The sequence below is a fragment of the Rathayibacter sp. PhB186 genome (assembly GCF_003751825.1).
In the GTDB taxonomy this organism is placed as follows: domain Bacteria; phylum Actinomycetota; class Actinomycetes; order Actinomycetales; family Microbacteriaceae; genus Rathayibacter; species Rathayibacter festucae.
On record NZ_RJKO01000002.1, the window covers coordinates 223,588 to 242,238 of the forward strand.

The window sequence follows — 18,651 nt, forward strand, 5'->3', positions numbered from 1 at the left end:
TCACGCCGGTCCGACACCGATCCGCGGTCGGTGCGGCGCCGGTCACCGCGCCGGCCCGGGTCAGCGGCAGAATCGGAGGATGAGCAGCAACGACTCCCCCGAGCCCACCGTCCTCGCGATCGGCAGCGACGAGCTGCGCGTGGCGCTGACGACCGCGGGCGCCGAGATGACGTCCCTCCGCGACACCGAGAACCGCGAGTACCTCTGGCAGGCCGGACCCGAGTGGCGCCGGCATGCTCCCGTGCTCTTCCCGATCATCGGGCGGCTGCCGGGCGACACCCTTCACCACGACGGCCGCGACCACCCGATGGGCCAGCACGGCTTCGCGCGCGACCGCGTTTTCGAGCTGGCCGGCGTCGGCGGCGACGAGGCCGTCTTCCGGCTGCGCAGCGACGACGCGACCCGCGCGGTGTTCCCCTTCGACTGGTCGCTGCTGATCGCCTACGCGGTGACCGGATCGACGCTGCGGATCACGCAGACCGTCGAGAACCGCGGCACGGAGCCGCTCGGCGCCTCGGTCGGCAACCACCCGGCGTTCGCGCTGCCGCTGCCCGGCGCGACCGGTGAGCACCGGATCCGGTTCGCGCAGCCCGAGCCGGAGGGCTTCCGCCGGGCTCCCGAGAACCTGCTCGTCGCCGAGCGCCACCCGGCACCGCTCGAGGACGGCGTGCTCACGGTGGACGACGCGCACTTCGAGGGGGGCGTGCTGATCTTCGACGAGCCCCGCCGCCGCACGCTGACGCTCGAGGCCGACGGCGCGCGCTCGATCGCGGTCGACAGCGGCGACTTCGACGTCGTCGGCGTCTGGAAGCCGGTCGGCGCGCCGTTCGTCTGCATCGAGCCGTGGCGGAGCGTGCCGACGCCGGAGGGCTGGGACGGCGACATCGTCGACAAGCCGCGGCAGTTCGTGCTCGCCCCGGGCGAGCAGCGCGCCTTCTCCTACAGCATCACGCTCAGCTGAGGCTCCTCGCGCTGCAGCTGCGCGTCGAGGAGCTCGAAGCGGCGGATGATCAGGCCTTCGCGGGTCGCCCACGGGCAGATCACGAGCGTCTCGACGTGCAGCGCCTCCATGGCCGCCTCGGCGACGAGCGCGCCGGCCAGCAGCTGCGGGGCGCGGAGCGTGGAGACACCGGGCAGCGCCGAGCGGTCGGCCGCGCTGATCGCGGCGAGGCGGGAGGACCAGAGCCGCAGGTCGACGAGGTGCAGCTCGCGGCGGGCGAGCGGGCCCGCGGCGCTGGGAGCGGCGCCGGCGATCCGGGCCAGGGAGCGGAAGGTCTTCGAGGTGCCGGCCACGAGGTCGGGGGTGCCGAGGGCGAGGAAGGCGCGGACGGGTTCGGCGAGCACCTCGCGGGCGTGCCGGCGGGCGGCCTTGACGCTCGTGGCGGAGGCGGGGTCGCCGTCGAGGAGGTCGCGGGTGACGCGGCCGGCTCCGAGCGGCACCGAGACGGCGAGCTCGGGCACCTCGTCGACGCCCATCGACAGCTCGAAGGAGCCGCCGCCGATGTCGAGGTCGAGAATCGAGCCGGCGCCCCAGCCGAACCAGCGGCGCACGGCGAGGAAGGTCGCGGACGCCTCGGCCTCGCCGCCGAGCTCCTGGAGGTGCACGCCGGTCTCGGTGCGGACGCGCTCGAGCACCGCGGCGCCGTTGCCGGCCTCGCGGATCGCGGAGGTGGCGAAGGCGAGCAGGTCCTCCGCGCGGTGGCGGCGGGCGACCTCGTGCGCCTCGGCGACGAAGGAGATCAGCTCGCGCTGCCCCTCCTCCGTGATGTCGCCGGCGGCGTCGAGGTGGGCGACCAGCGCGAGGCTGCGCTTGTGCGACCGGTACGGCACGGGACGCGCCCCCGGGTGCGCATCGACGAGCAGCAGATGGACCGTGTTGGAGCCGATGTCGAGCACGCCGAGTCGCATGCCCCCACGCTAGCGCGGCCCGCAGCCGCCCCCGGACCGGCGGCGACGCCCCCGAGGATCGCACCGCATCGTCGGGCGCGAGCATGCCGCTCGAGCAGCCCGCGGAGCGGGCGCATCGAGATCCACCCGCGCCCGAACGAGTCTGCAGACCCGCCCTGCTGCCGACGCCGGGTCTCGATACGCCGCCACGCGGCTACTCGACCAGCATGGAAGGCACGGCCCTCTGGTGGGGCCACTGCGCATGCTCGGCCGGGGTGGTCTGGAGCGGCTCGCGCCCCGAAGGGGCCGCGGCCCTTGCACCCGACGCGCTGGCGGGCGTGGGTCTCGATACGCCGCTGCGCGGCTACTCGACCAGCATGGACGCGCGGCTGCTCGACCAGCAGGAGCGGAAGCACCCACCCCCGCTCCGGAGCGTGGCGCCCCGGAGGGGTCGCCACCCCTGCAGACCGGCCGCCGCTCCGCAGGGTCACCGGCGATCCGCGTGCCAGCGGATCGTCGTACCCGGAACGCGACCGGCTCCCACCAGCGCGACCCGTCGCGAAGCCGACCGCCGACGGACGACGAGGAACGAGGAGTCCGTCGCAGAAGGGCCCGGTCGCGCAAGCGACCGGGCCCTTCTGCAGGAACTCAGTGGTCCCAGTTCTCCACCGGCTCCGAGGAGCTGGAGGAGCCGACGACGTGCACGCGCATGTCGTTGGTGGTGCCGGCGCGTCCGGGGGGCGACCCGGAGACGACGACGACGGTGTCGCCGGCCTTCGCGAGGTTCTCGCGGAGGAGGACGGCGTCGACCTGGGCGAACATGGCGTCCGTGTGGTTCACGCGGGGCGTGACGTAGGACTGGACGCCCCAGTTGAGCGCCATGCGGCGGCGGACCGAGGGCTCGGGGGTGAAGCCGATGATCGGGATGCCGTGGCGCAGGCGCGTCATGCGGCGGACGGAGTCGCCGGACTCGGTGAAGACGCAGAGGAACTTGGCCTCGACGAACTCGGCGACCTCGGCGGCGGCGAGGGTGACGGAGCCGCCCTGGGTGCGCGGCTTGCTGCCGAGCGGGGGGATCCGCTCGAGCCCGTGCTCCTCGGTCGACTCGACGATGCGGGCCATGGTCTGGACGGTGACGACCGGCCAGGCGCCGACGCTGGTCTCGCCGGAGAGCATGACCGCGTCGGCTCCGTCGAGGATGGCGTTCGCGACGTCGGAGGCCTCGGCGCGGGTGGGGCGCGGGCTCTCGATCATCGACTCGAGCATCTGGGTCGCGACGATGACGGGCTTGGCCCAGCGGCGGGCGAGCTCGACGGCGTGCTTCTGCACGATCGGCACGGCCTCGAGGGGCAGCTCGACGCCGAGGTCGCCGCGGGCGACCATGATGCCGTCGAAGACGTCGATGATCTCCTGCAGGTTGTCGACCGCCTGCGGCTTCTCGATCTTGGCGATGACGGGAGCCTTGCGGCCCTCCTCCGCCATGATCTCGTGCACGCGCACGATGTCGCTGGCGTTGCGCACGAAGGACAGCGCGATGATGTCCGCGCCCAGGCGGATGGCCCAGCGGAGGTCGTCCTCGTCCTTCTGCGACAGCGCGGGCACGTTGACCGCGACGCCGGGCAGGTTGATGCCCTTGTTGTTCGAGATGTTGCCGGGGACGACGCACTCGGTGATGACGCGGGGGCCCTCGACGGCGGTGACGCGGACCGCGACCTTGCCGTCGTCGATCAGGAGCATGTCGCCGGGGTTCACGTCGTGGGGCAGGCCCTTGAACGTGGTGCCCGAGAGCTCCTTGGTGCCGACGACGTCCTCGGTGGTGATGGTGAAGACGTCGCCCTCGGCGAGGGGGTATGGACCGCCCTCGAACTTGCCGAGGCGGATCTTGGGGCCCTGCAGGTCGACCATGATCGCGACGGCGCGACCGGAGTCCTCGGCGGCCTTCCGCACGAGGCGGTAGATGCCCTCGTGCACGTCGTAGCTGCCGTGGCTGAGGTTCATGCGGGCCACGTCCACGCCGGCGTCGATGATCGCACGAATGGTCTCGTACGACGACGTTGCCGGGCCGAGGGTGGCGACGATTTTCGCTCGTCTCATTGAGGGGGTGCTCCGTTGTTCTGCGCCCGAGGGCGCGTCGTTAGCGGGGAGGGTGAGCTGTGAAGCTGGCGCGCGAAGACTATCGCGTCCGTGGGACTAGAGCGTGAAGCCCCGGTCGTTGGGCCCGACGGGCGCGGGCAGCTGGGTGGTGCCTTCGAGGTAGCGGTCGATCTCGGCCGCGACGGAGCGGCCCTCGGCGATCGCCCAGACGATCAAAGACTGGCCGCGGCCGGCGTCCCCGGCGACGAAGACGCCCGGGACGCTGGTCTCGAAGCGGTCGCCGCGGACCACGTTGCCGCGGTCCGTGAACGGCACCTCGAGCTGGCCGGCGAGGTGCTCCGACTCGGGGCCGGTGAAGCCCAGGGCCAGGAGGACCAGGTCGGCCGGGATCTCGCGCTCGGTGCCCGCCTTGGGCACGCGGCGTCCGTCGAGGTACTCGGTCTCGGCCACGCGCACGGCGCGGACCTCGCCGACCTCGTTCGCGAGGAACTCGACGGTGGAGGCGAGGTAGACGCGCTCCCCGCCCTCCTCGTGGGCGCTGGCGACCTCGAAGACGGTCGGGTCCATCGGCCAGGGCTGGCTGTCCGGACGCTGCGACGGCGGCTGGGTGCCGATCGCGAGGTTAGTGACCGAGGCCGCCTTCTGGCGGTGCGCGGTGCCGATGCAGTCCGCTCCGGTGTCGCCGCCGCCGAGGACGACGACGTGCTTGCCCTCGGCCGAGATCTGCTCGAACACGCGGTCGCCCGCGATGGCGTGGTTCGACTGCACCAGGTACTCCATCGCGAAGTGCACGCCGGCCAGGTCGCGGCCGGGGATCGGCAGATCGCGCGGGACCATCGCACCGGTGGCGACCACGACGGCGTCGTAGCGCGCGCGCAGATCGTCCCAGGTGATGTCCGTGCCGATGTCGACGCCGGCGCGGAAGCGGGTGCCCTCGGCCTTCATCTGGTTCAGGCGCAGCTCGAGGTGCTTCTTCTCCATCTTGAAGTCGGGGATGCCGTAGCGCAGGAGGCCGCCGATGCGGTCGTCGCGCTCGTAGACCGCGACGGTGTGCCCGGCGCGGGTGAGCTGCTGCGCCGCGGCCAGACCGGCGGGGCCGGAGCCGACGACGGCGACCGTCTTGCCGGTCAGCCGCTCCGGCGGGTGCGGCTGCACCCAGTCGTTGCCGAAGGCCTGATCGATGATCGAGACCTCGATCTGCTTGATCGTGACCGCGGGCTGGTTGATGCCGAGCACGCAGGACGACTCGCAGGGCGCCGGGCACAGACGGCCGGTGAACTCCGGGAAGTTGTTGGTCGCGTGCAGGCGCTCGATCGCCTGGCGGCCCTCGCCGCGCCACATCAGGTCGTTCCACTCGGGGATCAGGTTCCCGAGCGGGCAGCCCTTGTGGCAGAACGGGATGCCGCAGTCCATGCAGCGGCCGGCCTGCCGGCGCAGCACGGCGGTGTCGCCCTGCTCGTACACCTCTTTCCAGTCCATCAGCCGCACAGACACCGGGCGCCGCTTGGGCAGCTCCCGGTCCTGCACCTTCAGGAATCCCTTGGGATCAGCCACCGGTCACCTCCAGAATCCGTCCCCAGACGACGTCGCCGTCGGGGTCGAGCCCCTCTTCGACGGCGGATGCTCGCGTCGCGAGCACCGCGGCGAAGTCGCGGGGCAGTACCTTGACGAAACGCGAGACGGTTCCGTCGAAATCGTCGAGCATCCCCTGGGCCAGGGTCGACTCGGTCTCGGCCACGTGCCGCTCGAGCAGGTCGCGCAGGATCTCCACGTCGGCGCTGCCGAGCTCGGAGAGCGTCAGCTCCCCGGAGGCGATCGCGTCGCGGTTGACGAGCTCGCGGCTCAGGTCGTGGATGTAGGCGGTGCCGCCGGACATGCCCGCGCCGAGGTTGCGGCCGGTCGCGCCGAGGATGACGGCGAGCCCGCCGGTCATGTACTCGAGCGCGTGGTCGCCCACGCCCTCGACGACCGCCGTGGCGCCGGAGTTGCGGACCAGGAAGCGCTCGCCCACCATCCCGCGGATGAACATCGTGCCCTGGGTCGCTCCGTAGCCGATCACGTTGCCGGCGATGACGTTCGCCGACGCGTCGAAGGTGCTGCGGCGGTCGGGCCGCACCACGATCTGGCCGCCGGAGAGGCCCTTGCCGACGTAGTCGTTCGAGTCGCCCTCGAGGCGCAGCGTGATGCCCGCGGGCAGGAACGCGCCGAGCGACTGCCCCGCCGAGCCGCGGAGGTTCACCGTGATGGAGTCGGCCGGCAGCCCGTTCTCGCCGTAGCGGACGGTCACCTCGTGGCCGAGCATCGTGCCGACGGCGCGCTCGGTGTTCTTGATCTCACGGTCGATCACCACGGTGCCGCGGTGGTCGAGGACGTTCGCGGCGAGGCGGATCAGCTCGTTGTCGAAGTGCTTCTCCAGCTCGTGCTCCTGCGCGCGGCCGTGGCGGCGCGGCTCCTCGGCGCGGAAGACCGGGCCGACCAGGATCGGCGTCAGGTCGAGCCCGCTCGCCTTCCAGTGCTCGATGGCGCGGTTGACGTCGAGCAGCTCGCGGTGGCCGACGATCTCGTCGATCGAGCGGAAGCCGAGCTGGGCGAGGTACTCGCGCACCTCCTGGGCGATGAACTCGAAGAAGTTGACGACGAACTCGGGCTTGCCGTTGAAGCGCTTGCGCAGCTCGGGGTTCTGCGTCGCGACGCCCACCGGGCAGGTGTCGAGGTGGCAGACGCGCATCATGATGCAGCCCTCGACGATCAGCGGGGCGGTGGCGAAGCCGAACTCCTCGGCGCCGAGCAGGGCGCCGATCACGACGTCGCGGCCGGTCTTCATCTGGCCGTCGACCTGCACCACGACGCGGTCGCGCATGCCGTTGAGCATCAGCGTCTGCTGGGTCTCGGCGAGGCCGAGCTCCCACGGCGTGCCGGCGTGCTTGAGCGAGTTGACGGGGCTCGCGCCGGTGCCGCCGTCGTGGCCCGAGACGAGGATCACGTCGGCGAGGGCCTTGGCCGTGCCGGCCGCGACCGCGCCGATTCCCGACTGGCTGACGAGCTTCGCGTGGATGCGCGCCTTCGGGTTCGCCCGCTTGAGGTCGAAGATCAGCTGCTTGAGGTCCTCGATCGAGTAGATGTCGTGGTGCGGCGGCGGTGAGATCAGGCCGACGCCCGCGGTCGCGTGCCGGGTGCGCGCGATCCACGGGTAGACCTTGGTCGGCGGCAGCTGGCCGCCCTCGCCGGGCTTGGCGCCCTGGGCGAGCTTGATCTGGATGTCGTCGGCGTGCGTCAGGTACATGCTCGTGACGCCGAAGCGGCCCGAGGCGACCTGCTTGATCGCGGAGCGGCGCTCGGGGTCGAGCAGTCGCTCGGTGTCCTCGCCGCCCTCGCCGGTGTTCGACTTGGCGCCGAGGCGGTTCATCGCGATGGCGAGCGTCTCGTGCGCCTCCGGCGAGATGGAGCCGTAGCTCATCGCCCCGGTGGAGAAGCGCTTGACGATGGACTCGACCGACTCGACCTCGTCGATCGGGACGGGCGTGCGGCCCTCCGTGTCGAGGGTGAACATGCCGCGGAGGGTCATCAGCGAGAGCGCCTGATCGTCGACCATCTTCGTGTACTCGCGGAAGACGTCGTAGCGGCGGTTGCGCGTGGAGTGCTGCAGCCGGAAGACGGTGTCCGGGTTGAAGAGGTGCGGCGCGCCGTCGCGGCGCCACTGGTACTCGCCGCCGACCGCGAGGCGCTCGTGCGCGACGACCGCGCCGTCCTCGGGGTATGCGGCGCGGTGGCGCGCGGCGTTCTCCTCGGCGACGACCTCGATCCCGATGCCGCCGAGCTTGGAGGCGGTGCCGGTGAAGTACTGGTCGACGAAGACCTGGCTGAGGCCGACGGCCTCGAAGGTCTGCGCGCCGGCGTAGCTGGACACGGTCGAGATGCCCATCTTGGACATGATCTTGAGGACGCCCTTGCCGAGCGCCTTGATCACGTTCTTGACGGCCTTCTCGGGCGAGAGGTCCGAGATCATGCCGCTGCGGACCAGCTGCTCGCAGGTCTCCATCGCGAGGTACGGGTTCACCGCGGAGGCGCCGTAGCCGATCAGCGTCGCGACGTGGTGCACCTCGCGGACGTCGCCGGCCTCGACGACCAGCCCGACGCGCATCCGGTTCTCGGTGCGGATCAAGTGGTGGTGCACGGCGGCGAGCATCAGCAGCGAGGGGATCGGCGCGAGGTCCTTGGTGGAGTCGCGGTCCGAGAGCACGAGGAACTGCGCTCCGGCGGCGATCGCCTCGTCGGCCTCGGCGCACATCGCGTCGAGGCGGTCCTGCATCGCGCGGGGGCCGGCGTCGACGCGGTACAGACCGCGGATCGTCGTGGTGATGTGGCTGAGCGGCCGCGGCGCGATGTGCTGGATCTTGGCCAGCTCGTCATTGTCGATCACCGGGAAGTCGAGGACGACCTGGCGGGCGTGCTCGGCGCCGGCCGAGAGCAGGTTGCGCTCCGGTCCGAGGCCGAGGCGCAGCGAGGTGACGACCTCCTCGCGGATGGAGTCGAGCGGCGGGTTGGTCACCTGCGCGAACGCCTGGGTGAAGTAGTCGAACAGCAGTCGCGGGCGCTTGGAGAGCACCGCGACCGGCGTGTCGGAGCCCATGGCGCCGAGCGGCTCGGCGCCGGCCTTCGCCATCGGCAGCAGCAGCAGCCGCACCTCCTCCTCGGTGTAGCCGAAGGTGCGCTGGCGGCGGTTGACCGACGCGGGCGTGTGCACGATGTGCTCGCGCTCGGGCAGGTCCTTGAGGTTGATGCGGCCCTTGTCGAGCCACTCGTCGAAGGGACCGGAGTCGGCGAGCTGCGCCTTGATCTCCTCGTCCTCGACGATGCGGCCCTGCTCGGTGTCGACCAGGAACATCCGGCCCGGCTGCAGCCGGCCCTTGCGGACGATCTTCGCGGGGTCGATGTCGAGGACGCCGATCTCGCTGGCGAGCACGACGAGGCCGTCGTCGGTGACGACGTAGCGGCCGGGGCGCAGGCCGTTGCGGTCCAGCGTGGCGCCGACGAGGTCGCCGTCGGTGAAGACGATCGCGGCTGGGCCGTCCCACGGCTCCATGAGCATCGAGTGGTACTCGTAGAAGGCGCGGCGCTTCTGGTCGATCGCGGCGGCCTGGTTCTCCCACGCCTCCGGCACCATCATCATGATCGCGTGCGGCAGCGAGCGGCCGGCCAGCGTGAGCAGCTCCACCGTCTCGTCGAACGAGGCGGAGTCGCTGCGGCCGGTCGAGACGATCGGGAACAGCGGCGAGAGGTCGCCGAGCTCGGCGCTCTTCAGCTGCGACTGGCGCGCGCGCATCCAGTTGCGGTTGCCCTGCACCGTGTTGATCTCGCCGTTGTGCGCGATCATCCGGAACGGCTGCGCGAGCGGCCAGGACGGGAAGGTGTTGGTCGAGTAGCGCGAGTGCACCAGCGCGAGCTTCGAGGTGAAGCGCTCGTCCGAGAGGTCGGGGTAGAACGGCTCGAGCTGGAGGGTGGTGACCATGCCCTTGTAGACGAGCGTGCGGCTCGAGAGCGACATGAAGTACACCTCGAGCTCGCGCTCGACGCGCTTGCGCAGGCGGAAGGTGAGGCGGTCGAGGCGGAGCCCGGCCAGCGGCACGCCCGCCGCGTCGGTGAGCTCGCTCGAGACGTAGAGCTGCTCGATCGCCGGCATGGCGGCGCGGGCGAGCGTGCCGATCTCGTCCGGCTGGACGGGGATGGAGCGCCAGCCGAGGACGGTGAGGTTCTCCTCGCGGGCCATCTCGGCGATGGTCGACTTGACCCGCTCGCGCTCGAAGACGTCGACGGGCAGGAAGGCGTTGCCGACCGCGTACTGCCCGACGGGGGGCAGCTCGACGGCCGCGACGGCGCGCAGGAAGTCGTCGGGGATCTGGGTGATGATCCCCGCGCCGTCGCCGGTGCCGGCGTCGGAGCCGACCGCGCCGCGGTGCTCGAGGTTGCGCAGCGCGTTCAGCGCGGCGTCGATGATGTCGTGCCCGGCCGTCCCGCGCATGGTGGCGACCATGGCGAGACCGCAGGCGTCCTTCTCGGCCGCCGGGTCGTACATCCCCTGTGCGGACGGGGTGCCGAGGAACGGCACGGCGGGGACGCGGGGCGAGGGCTGAACGGGAGCCATGGGGACCGTCCTCACGAGAGTCGTAGCGGATCGGGACGTCGCTGGCCCGCGGTGTGGTGGTGGAGGAGCGGCTCCCCGATCGGGAGGGCCGTGCATTCGGTGGTCGCGGAGCGGAGGTCTGGCGCCGTCGTCGGGGTCGTGCGCTCGCTCCCCCGCGGCAGCGCTTGTGGCTGAGCCGCGGTGGGGCGGACGGACGGAGAGGTGAGCTGGATGCGGGGCCGCGGGGGTGCCGCGGACCGCGTCAGCTGCGGGAGACCGTCGACTTCTCGGCGTCGGTGCCGGAAGAAGGAGTGGTGGCGTCGGAGTCGGACTCGACGTCCTCGAATTCTACCGCAGCCGGGGCGGGCGTCCACTCGCGGCCGGGCCGGTAGGCCGAGGTCTCGCGACCCGGGTGCTCGCGCCGCTGGACCACGACTAGGACCAGACCGACGACGACGGCGGCCAGCGCTGCCCAGACGTTGGTGCGGATGCCCCAGAAGAACTCGCTCGGGTCGATCCGGATGGACTCGAACCAGACGCGGCCGATGCCGTACCAGATCAGGTAGGCGGCGAAGACGGTGCCCCACTGCAGCTTGAGGCGGCGCTCGAGCAGCAGGATGACCGCGATGCCGACGACGTTCCAGAGGATCTCGTAGAGGAAGGTCGGGTGGAAGAGCGTGCCGGCGGGCAGGCCGACCGGGAAGGCCGGGTTGCTGCTCTCGATCTCGAGGCCCCACGGCAGGGTCGTCGGGAGGCCGAACAGCTCGTGGTTGAACCAGTTGCCGAGGCGGCCGATGGCCTGCGCGGCGAGCATGCCGGGCGCGAGCGCGTCGGCGAAGGTCCAGAACCGGACGCCGGTCCAGCGGCAGCCGATCCAGGCGCCGACGGCGCCGCCGATCAGGCCGCCGAAGATCGCGTTGCCGCCGTTCCAGATCCGGATGATCTCCCACGGGTCCGCGCCGGCGTAGAAGTAGTCGCCGGGGTGCGTGAGCACGTGGTAGAGCCGCGCGCCGATGATGCCGAGCGGCACGGCCCAGATGATGATGTCGAGGACGACCCACGGCTCGGCGCCGCGGCGCTTGAGGCGGGCGTTCGTCATGATCGTGGCGACCACGATGCCGACCAGGATGCAGACGGCATAGGTGTGGATCGAGAACGCGCGATCGAAGAGCGTGAAGTCGTACTGACTCCACGCCTCGGGCGGACTCGGGATGCTCAGCGGTACGGACACCGGTACGTCGACCTTTCGAAGGAGGGATCCCGCGGTCGCGGCGGCGCCGCGCCCCGACGGGCATCCCGAGTGTACTGGGAGGCGTCAGGCGCGCGGACGCGTGCCCTCTGCCAGACCGCGAGCCGTCTCCGCCACCGCGGCGACTCCCCCGGAGGCGAGCGCGCGCACGAGGGCCGAGCCGACGATCGCGCCGTCGGCGTAGGCGAGGATCTCGGCGACCTGGTCGCCGGTCGAGACGCCCACGCCGACGCAGGCGCTGTCCGAGCCGGCGGTGCGCAGGCGCTCGACGAGCGTGCGGGCGGCACGGTCGACGTCCGCGCGCGCTCCGGTGATGCCCATCGTCGAGACCGCGTAGACGAAGCCGCGGCTCGCCTCGACGGTCGCGCGCAGGCGCTCGTCGCTCGAGGAGGGCGCGGCGAGGAAGACCCGGTCGAGGCCGAGGCGCTCGGAGACGGCCATCCACTCGGCGCCCTCGTCGGGGATGAGGTCGGGCGTGATCAGGCCGGAGCCGCCGGCCTCGGCGAGGTCGGTGGCGAAGCGCTCGACGCCGTACTGCAGCACGGGGTTGTAGTACGTCATCACCAGCACCGGCACGTCCACGCGGGCGCGGATCTCGCGGACCGCGTCGAAGCCGTGGCGCAGGCGGAAGCCGCCGGCGAGGGCGGCCTGGGTCGCCTCCTGGATGACGGGGCCGTCCATGACCGGGTCGGAGTAGGGCAGGCCGAGCTCGATCGCGTCCACGCCGTTCTCGGCGAGGGCCACTGCGGCGTCGATGCTCGTCGCGAGGTCCGGGAAGCCGGCGGGCAGGTAGCCGATCAGGGCGCCCGCGGCCTCCTGGTTGCGGCGGCGGACGGTCTCGGCGACGCTCGGGCCGACGCCGCTCACGACTGCACCGCGCCCTGGTCGACGAGTCCGAAGTAGCGCGCGGCGGTCGTCATGTCCTTGTCGCCGCGGCCGGAGAGGTTGACCAGGATGGTCGCGTCGGGGCCGAGCTCGCGGCCGAGCTCGAGCGTGCCGGCGAGGGCGTGCGCCGACTCGATCGCGGGGATGATGCCCTCGGTGCGGCTGAGCAGCATCAGGGCGTCCATCGCGGCGGAGTCGGTGACCGCGCGGTAGTCGGCGCGGCCGATGCTCGAGAGCCAGGCGTGCTCGGGGCCGACGCCCGGGTAGTCGAGACCGGCCGAGATCGAGTGCGACTCGATGGTCTGGCCGTCCTCGTCCTGGAGCAGGAAGCTGCGGGCGCCGTGCAGGACGCCGGGGCGGCCCTTGCTGATGGTCGCCGCGTGGCGCGGGGTCTCGATGCCGTCGCCGCCGGCCTCGAAGCCGACCAGCCTGACCTCGGGGTCGTCGAGGAACGCGTGGAAGATGCCCATCGCGTTGGAGCCGCCGCCGACGCAGGCGGTGACGGCGGTGGGCAGGGCGCCGGTGAGCGCGAGGACCTGCTCGCGCGCCTCCTCGCCGATGATCTTCTGGAAGTCGCGCACCATCGCCGGGAAGGGGTGCGGGCCCGCCACGGTGCCGAAGACGTAGTTCGTCGTCTCGACGTTGGTCACCCAGTCGCGCATCGCGTCGTTGATCGCGTCCTTGAGGGTGCGCGAGCCCGTGGTCACCGAGACGACCTCGGCGCCGAGCAGGCGCATCCGGGCGACGTTGAGCGCCTGGCGCTCGGTGTCGACCTCGCCCATGTAGACGACGCAGTCGAGGCCGAAGAGCGCGGCGGCGGTGGCGGTGGCCACGCCGTGCTGGCCGGCGCCGGTCTCGGCGATCACGCGGGTCTTGCCGATGCGCTTGGTCAGCAGCGCCTGGCCGAGCACGTTGTTGATCTTGTGCGAGCCGGTGTGGTTGAGGTCCTCGCGCTTGAGGATGATCCGCGCACCGCCCGCGTGCTCGGCGAAGCGCGGCACCTCGGTGATGATCGAGGGCCGGCCGGTGTAGCTGCGGTGCAGCTCGGTCAGCTCGGCGCGGAACGCCGGGTCGACCTTGGTGCGCTCGTACTCGGCGCTCAGCTCGTCGAGCGCCTTCACGAGCGACTCGGGGACGTAGCGTCCGCCGAAGTCGCCGAAGTAGGGACCGAGTTCGTCTCGGAGTGCCATGGCAGTGCCGCCTATCGGTGGATCGTGGTCAGTGCGCCAGGAAGCCGGCGAGGGTGGAGACGGGGTCGCCGCCGGTGACGAGGGCCTCGCCGACGAGGACGACGTCCGCGCCGGAGCGGCGGTAGTGCGCGACGTCGTCGGCCGAGAGGACCGCCGACTCCGCGACCTTGACGGCGTCGGCCGGGAAGCGCTCGGAGAGGCGGCCGAAGAGGTCGCGGTCGAGCTCGAAGGTGGAGAGGTCGCGGGCGTTGACCCCGATCAGGCGCGCGCCGAGGTCGGCGGCCCGCTCGAGCTCGTCGCCCGAGTGGGTCTCGACCAGCGGGGTCATCCCGAGCTCGAGGACGAGGGCGTGCAGCTCGACCAGCACGGGCTGCTCGAGCGCGGCGACGATGAGGAGGACGAGGTCCGCTCCGGAGGCGCGCGCCTCGAGCACCTGGTAGGGCTCCGCGATGAAGTCCTTGCGCAGGACCGGGATCGACACCTTCGCGCGGACGGCCTCGAGGTCGGCGAGGGAGCCCTTGAAGCGGCGCTCCTCGGTGAGGACGCTGATCGCGCTCGCTCCCCCGAGCTCGTACTGCCCGGCGAGCAGCGCGGGGTCGGGGATCTCGGCGAGGGCGCCGCGGGACGGGCTGGACCGCTTGACCTCGGCGATGATCCGCACGCGCTCGGCCGGAGCCAGCGCGGCGAGGGCGTCGAGGGCGGGCGGGCGCTCGGCGGCACGCCGCTCGAGGGCGGCGAGCGGGACGGTCTCGCGACGCCGGGCCGCGTCGGCCAGGGCGCCGGCGGTCAGATCGCCGAGCACTCTACGCGCGCGCCTTCGGGTTGGCCTTCGCGCCGTCGACGCCGTAGCCCAGGCGGGCCAGGATCACGCCGACGAGGAGGCCGACCACGACGAGTCCGGCGGACAGCCAGACGACGAGGGGCAGGTCGAACCAGAAGGCGATCGTGCCGACCGTGAAGCCGACCAGCATGATGACGACGGCCGTCCACGCTGCGGGCGAGTGGCCGTGGTTGTCGTCGTCGTGCTCGGTGCTCATGGCTCTCCTCCTGGACGTGCGTGGGAACCAGAGCAGTCTAGCGGCTCGCGCCCGAAGGGCCCGCCGACCGGCGGGCACCGCTGAAGCCCGCTCAGCGGGCGGACGTCGGGTCGTCGCCGCGGGACAGCTCGTCCCAGGAGACGACGGGATCGATGTCGCCGTCGTCGGTCTGCACGGTCGTCGCACCGTGGCCGTAGCCGTCGGCGGGCTCGAACCGGGAGGCGCGCTTCTTCTTCGCACCGGGCCAGCGCCGGACCGTGACGAGCACGAGCACGCCGATGACCGCGGTCAGCACACCGGCCACCAGGGCGACGACCGGCCAGGCGGTGACGGAGGACGAGGCGACGAGCGCCGCGACCGACTCCCGGCCCGCGATCGCGGTCGCGTCGGTGACCAGCGACGAGCCGGCGCGCACGGGATCGGCGAGCGCGGTCGAGGCGGCCAGGACGACGGAGCCGCCGAGGACGATCTGCAGCAGCCCGAGGACGATCCGGAAGGCCGGCCCGGCGATGGCGAGGGCGGCCGCGAGAGCGAGCCCGGCGAGGGCCAGGGCCGACAGGGCCGGCGCGGCGACGGTGCCGACGACGGAGAGCGCCCGGCCGTCGCCGACGCCCGGGGTGAGCACGAGCGTCGCCCAGGGCTGGGTGGAGGCGGTGAGCTCGAGCGCGGCGAGCAGCACGATCCCGAGGATCGCGGAGTACTTGAGGCGCCGGCCGCTCACGCCTGCGGCCCGAGGTCCGTCACCGGGGCGAGCGGATCGACGTCGAAGCAGGAGTGCTCGCCGGTGTGGCAGGCGGCGCCGATCTGCTCGACCTGCACGAGCAGCGTGTCGGCGTCGCAGTCCAGCGCGGCCCCGCGGACGTACTGGGCGTGCCCGGAGGTGTCGCCCTTCCGCCAGTACTCCCGGCGGGAGCGCGACCAGAAGGTCACCCGGCCCTCGGTCAGCGTGCGACGCAGCGCCTCGCGGTCCATCCAGCCGAGCATCAGCACCTCGCCGGTGTCGTGCTGCTGGATGACGGCGGGCAGGAGGCCGCTCGCGTCGAAGGTCGCGCGGTCGAGGACCGCGGTGAGGTCGTCGGGGGTCGTCGTGCCGTCGGTCGTCTCGGTGCTCATCGGCGGATCTCGATCCCGGAGTCGTCGAGGGCGCGCTTCACGTCGCCGATCGTCAGCTCGCGATTGTGGAAGACGGAGGCGGCGAGCACCGCGTCGGCGCCCGCCTCGATGGCGGGAGCGAAGTGCTCGACGGCGCCGGCGCCGCCCGAGGCGATCACCGGCACGGTGCTCAGCTCGCGCATCGCCGTGATCAGCGGCAGGTCGAAGCCCTGCTTGGTGCCGTCGGCGTCGATGGAGTTGACCAGCAGCTCGCCGGCACCGCGCTCGACGGCCTCCGCCGCCCAGGCGAGGGCGTCGAGCGTCGTCTCGCGGCGACCGCCGTGGGTGGTGACGACGAAGCCGGAGGGCGTGGCGTCGCTCCGCTTCACATCGAGCGAGAGCACCAGCACCTGCGCGCCGAAGACGTCGGCGATCTCGCCGATCAGCTCGGGGCGGGCGATCGCAGCGGAGTTGACCCCCACCTTGTCGGCGCCGTGCGCGAGCAGGCGCGAGACGTCCTCGACGGAGCGCACTCCCCCGCCGACGGTGAGCGGGATGAAGACCTGCTCGGCGGTCGCGCGGACGACCTCGTAGGTGGTGGAGCGGTCGTCGACGGTGGCCGTGACGTCGAGGAAGGTCAGCTCGTCGGCGCCCTGCTCGAAGTACAGCCGGGCGAGCTCGACCGGGTCGCCGGCGTCGCGCAGGTTCTGGAAGTTGACGCCCTTGACGACGCGGCCGGCGGCCACGTCGAGGCACGGGATGACGCGGACGGCGAGACTCATCGCTCCCCCTCCTAGAGGCGTGCGGCGTGGATCGAGGTGACCAGGATCGCGCGGGCGCCGAGGTCGTAGAGGCGGTCCATCACCTGGTTCATGTCGGCGCGCGGCACCATGACCCGCACGGCGACCCACTCGGGGTCGTGCAGCGGCGAGACGGTGGGCGATTCGAAGCCGGGCGCGAGCGCGGTGGCGGTCTCGAGCAGCGCGACGGGGCAGTCGTAGTCGAGCAGCACGTACTCGCGAGCCACGAGGACGCCCTGCAGGCGGCGCAGCAGGACCGGGATGCCCTCGGGCTCGCCCGCGCCGGAGACGAGGACGGCCGTGGACTTCAGGATGACGGGGCCGAAGATCTCCAGGCCCGCCTTCCGCAGCGTGGTGCCGGTCTCGACGACATCGGCGATCACGTCCGCGACGCCGAGCTGGATGGCCGACTCGACCGCGCCGTCCAGCCGGATGAGGGTGACCTCGACGCCGTGCTCGCGCAGGAAGCGGCCGACGAGACCGGGGTAGCTGGTCGCGACGCGGAGGCCGTCGATCTGCTGCAGCTCGGTGTAGCGGCCGACCGGACCGGCGAAGCGGAAGGTCGAGTCGGCGAAGCCGAGGCTGGCGATCTCGCGCGCCTCGGAGCCGGAGTCGATCAGCAGGTCGCGGCCGGTGACGCCGACGTCGAGCGCGCCGGAGCCGACGTAGGTGGCGATGTCGCGCGGGCGGAGGTAGAAGAACTCGACGCCGTTGCGCTCGTCGACGACGTGCAGCTCCTTGGGATCGCGGCGGCCGGTGTAGCCGGCCTCGGCCAGCATCTGGCCGGCGGTCTCGGAGAGCGAGCCCTTGTTCGGGACGGCGACGCGCAGGAGCGCGGGCGGGGCGGTGGTGCCGGTGGTGTCAGGAGTGGTGGGGGTGGTCGTGGTCACGACGGGACGTCCTCTGGAGGTCGAGGGTGATTCGGTGAGCGGAGGCGCGACGGCGCCTCGGAGAGCGTGGGAGCGCGCGGCGACGTGGCGGCGGCGCACTCCGGCGATCGGGGGGACGCTCACAGATGTCGGTAGACGTCGGCCGTCGTCAGGCCCTTCGCGAGCATCAGCACCTGCAGGTGGTAGAGCAGCTGCGAGATCTCCTCGGCCGTGCGCTCGTCGCCCTCGTACTCGGCGGCCATCCACACCTCGGCGGCCTCCTCGACGATCTTCTTGCCGATGAAGTGCACACCGGCGTCGAGCTCGCGGACCGTGCCCGAACCCTCGGGACGCGCGGCGGCCTTCTCGCCCAGCTCAGCGAAGAGGTCGTCGAAAGTTTTCACCGGGGAAGTCTATACGCGGCGGCGGGACGGCGAGGGCGGCGTATGACTGTGCGATCTGCAGGCGACGGTCCGATCTGCAGGCGATCCGACCTGCGTCCGGCGGCAGCTTGCGCAAGGATGCGTGCTTCCAGGCGAATCACCTGCAGAACGGACCAGCGGCGCGCAGCGCGCGGGACTCGGTGCCGTCTGCAGGTGCAGGTGGGTTCTGCAGGTGATCTGCCCGGATCAGCGCTCTGGAGCACGCCGGACCGGGATCCGCGCTCGAATCACCTGCAGAACGGACCGGAACCTGCAGAAGGGACTGGCACCTGCAGAACGGGCCGACGGGTCAGTGCCGGTGCAGGAGGGAGGAGGCGGTGTCGCGGAGCGCGGCGATGGCCGCCTCCGGGTCGTCCGCGCCGAAGACGGCGGAGCCGGCGACGAAGGTGTCGGCGCCCGCCTCCGCGGCGATCTCGATCGTGCCGGGGGCGATGCCGCCGTCGACCTGGAGCCAGACGTCGAGTCCGGTGCGGTCGACGACCTCGCGCAGCGCGTGCAGCTTCGGCATCGTCTCCGCCATGAAGGACTGACCGCCGAAGCCGGGCTCGACCGTCATCACGAGCACCTGGTCGAACTCGGGCAGCAGGTCGAGGTAGTCCTCGACCGGGGTGCCGGGCTTGAGCGCGATGCCGGCGCGCGCGCCGATCTCACGGAGGCGGCGCGCCAGAGCGACGGCGTCGCGCGCGGCCTCGGCGTGGAAGGTGACCGAGTACGCGCCGGTCTCGGCGTAGCCGGGGGCCCAGCGGTCCGGGTCGTCGATCATCAGGTGCACGTCGAGCGGGCGCGGCGAGACCTCCTGCAGGCGCTGCACCATCGGCAGGCCGAAGGTGAGGTTCGGCACGAAGTGGTTGTCCATCACGTCGACGTGCACGAGATCGGCCCCGGCGATCCGCTGCAGCTCGGCCTCGAAGTTGACGAAGTCGGCGGACAGGATGCTGGGATTGATCCGTGCGGGCATGCTCCCAGCCTAGGCGGGGCGGCGGA

The 18,651-nt window shown here is 72.1% G+C and carries 16 protein-coding genes; 1 reads left to right on the top strand and 15 read right to left on the bottom strand.

Annotation, left to right across the window (positions count from 1 at the left end):
- Positions 1-79 precede the first annotated feature (79 nt).
- A complete protein-coding gene (locus EDF45_RS08715) occupies positions 80-961 on the top strand; it encodes an aldose 1-epimerase family protein (RefSeq protein WP_123735814.1) in 882 nt (293 codons plus the stop codon).
- On the opposite strand, the gene EDF45_RS08720 is transcribed toward EDF45_RS08715, so the two are convergent.
- The 15 genes from EDF45_RS08720 to rpe form a co-directional block, all read right to left on the bottom strand.
- A complete protein-coding gene (locus EDF45_RS08720; RefSeq protein WP_123735815.1) occupies positions 940-1,908 on the bottom strand; it encodes a Ppx/GppA phosphatase family protein in 969 nt (322 codons plus the stop codon). The two genes, EDF45_RS08715 and EDF45_RS08720, sit on opposite strands and share 22 nt — an antisense overlap.
- 627 nt (positions 1,909-2,535) lie before the next feature.
- A complete protein-coding gene (gene pyk, locus EDF45_RS08725) occupies positions 2,536-3,981 on the bottom strand; it encodes a pyruvate kinase (protein ID WP_123735816.1) in 1,446 nt (481 codons plus the stop codon).
- A gap of 96 nt (positions 3,982-4,077) precedes the next feature.
- On the bottom strand, positions 4,078-5,535 hold the full coding sequence (locus EDF45_RS08730; RefSeq protein WP_123446240.1) for a glutamate synthase subunit beta: 1,458 nt from the start codon (positions 5,533-5,535) through the stop codon (positions 4,078-4,080).
- Complete coding sequence (gene gltB, locus EDF45_RS08735) at positions 5,528-10,123, bottom strand: glutamate synthase large subunit (RefSeq protein WP_123735817.1); 4,596 nt, start codon at positions 10,121-10,123, stop codon at positions 5,528-5,530. The genes EDF45_RS08730 and gltB overlap by 8 nt, the downstream gene beginning before the upstream one ends.
- A 241-nt stretch (positions 10,124-10,364) precedes the next feature.
- The gene (gene lgt / locus EDF45_RS08740; RefSeq protein WP_397460046.1) at positions 10,365-11,333 is read right to left on the bottom strand and encodes a prolipoprotein diacylglyceryl transferase; all 969 of its coding nucleotides are present in this window, start codon (positions 11,331-11,333) and stop codon (positions 10,365-10,367) included.
- 84 nt (positions 11,334-11,417) lie between these two features.
- On the bottom strand, positions 11,418-12,218 hold the full coding sequence (trpA, locus tag EDF45_RS08745; RefSeq protein WP_123446238.1) for a tryptophan synthase subunit alpha: 801 nt from the start codon (positions 12,216-12,218) through the stop codon (positions 11,418-11,420).
- Complete coding sequence (gene trpB / locus EDF45_RS08750) at positions 12,215-13,426, bottom strand: tryptophan synthase subunit beta (RefSeq protein ID WP_123735818.1); 1,212 nt, start codon at positions 13,424-13,426, stop codon at positions 12,215-12,217. Before trpB ends, trpA begins: the two co-directional genes overlap by 4 nt.
- Before the next feature lie 28 nt (positions 13,427-13,454).
- Positions 13,455-14,228 carry an indole-3-glycerol phosphate synthase TrpC gene (gene trpC, locus EDF45_RS08755; protein WP_123735819.1) on the bottom strand — a complete coding sequence of 258 codons (774 nt, stop codon included), beginning with the start codon at positions 14,226-14,228 and terminating at the stop codon, positions 13,455-13,457.
- 1 nt (position 14,229) lies between these two features.
- On the bottom strand, positions 14,230-14,463 hold the full coding sequence (locus tag EDF45_RS08760; protein WP_123446235.1) for a DUF6704 family protein: 234 nt from the start codon (positions 14,461-14,463) through the stop codon (positions 14,230-14,232).
- A 91-nt stretch (positions 14,464-14,554) separates the two neighbouring features.
- Positions 14,555-15,184, bottom strand: a complete 630-nt coding sequence (locus EDF45_RS08765) for a Trp biosynthesis-associated membrane protein (protein ID WP_123733064.1) — start codon at positions 15,182-15,184, stop codon at positions 14,555-14,557.
- Complete coding sequence (hisI, locus tag EDF45_RS08770) at positions 15,181-15,576, bottom strand: phosphoribosyl-AMP cyclohydrolase (protein ID WP_123735820.1); 396 nt, start codon at positions 15,574-15,576, stop codon at positions 15,181-15,183. The genes EDF45_RS08765 and hisI overlap by 4 nt, the downstream gene beginning before the upstream one ends.
- A complete protein-coding gene (gene hisF / locus EDF45_RS08775; protein WP_123735821.1) occupies positions 15,573-16,337 on the bottom strand; it encodes an imidazole glycerol phosphate synthase subunit HisF in 765 nt (254 codons plus the stop codon). Before hisF ends, hisI begins: the two co-directional genes overlap by 4 nt.
- Before the next feature lie 11 nt (positions 16,338-16,348).
- Positions 16,349-17,245 carry an ATP phosphoribosyltransferase gene (gene hisG, locus EDF45_RS08780; RefSeq protein WP_123735822.1) on the bottom strand — a complete coding sequence of 299 codons (897 nt, stop codon included), beginning with the start codon at positions 17,243-17,245 and terminating at the stop codon, positions 16,349-16,351.
- A 119-nt stretch (positions 17,246-17,364) separates the two neighbouring features.
- Positions 17,365-17,628, bottom strand: a complete 264-nt coding sequence (locus EDF45_RS08785) for a phosphoribosyl-ATP diphosphatase (protein ID WP_055791842.1) — start codon at positions 17,626-17,628, stop codon at positions 17,365-17,367.
- Between the two features lie 328 nt (positions 17,629-17,956).
- Positions 17,957-18,625 carry a ribulose-phosphate 3-epimerase gene (rpe, locus tag EDF45_RS08790; RefSeq protein ID WP_123735823.1) on the bottom strand — a complete coding sequence of 223 codons (669 nt, stop codon included), beginning with the start codon at positions 18,623-18,625 and terminating at the stop codon, positions 17,957-17,959.
- Positions 18,626-18,651: the final 26 nt, after the last annotated feature.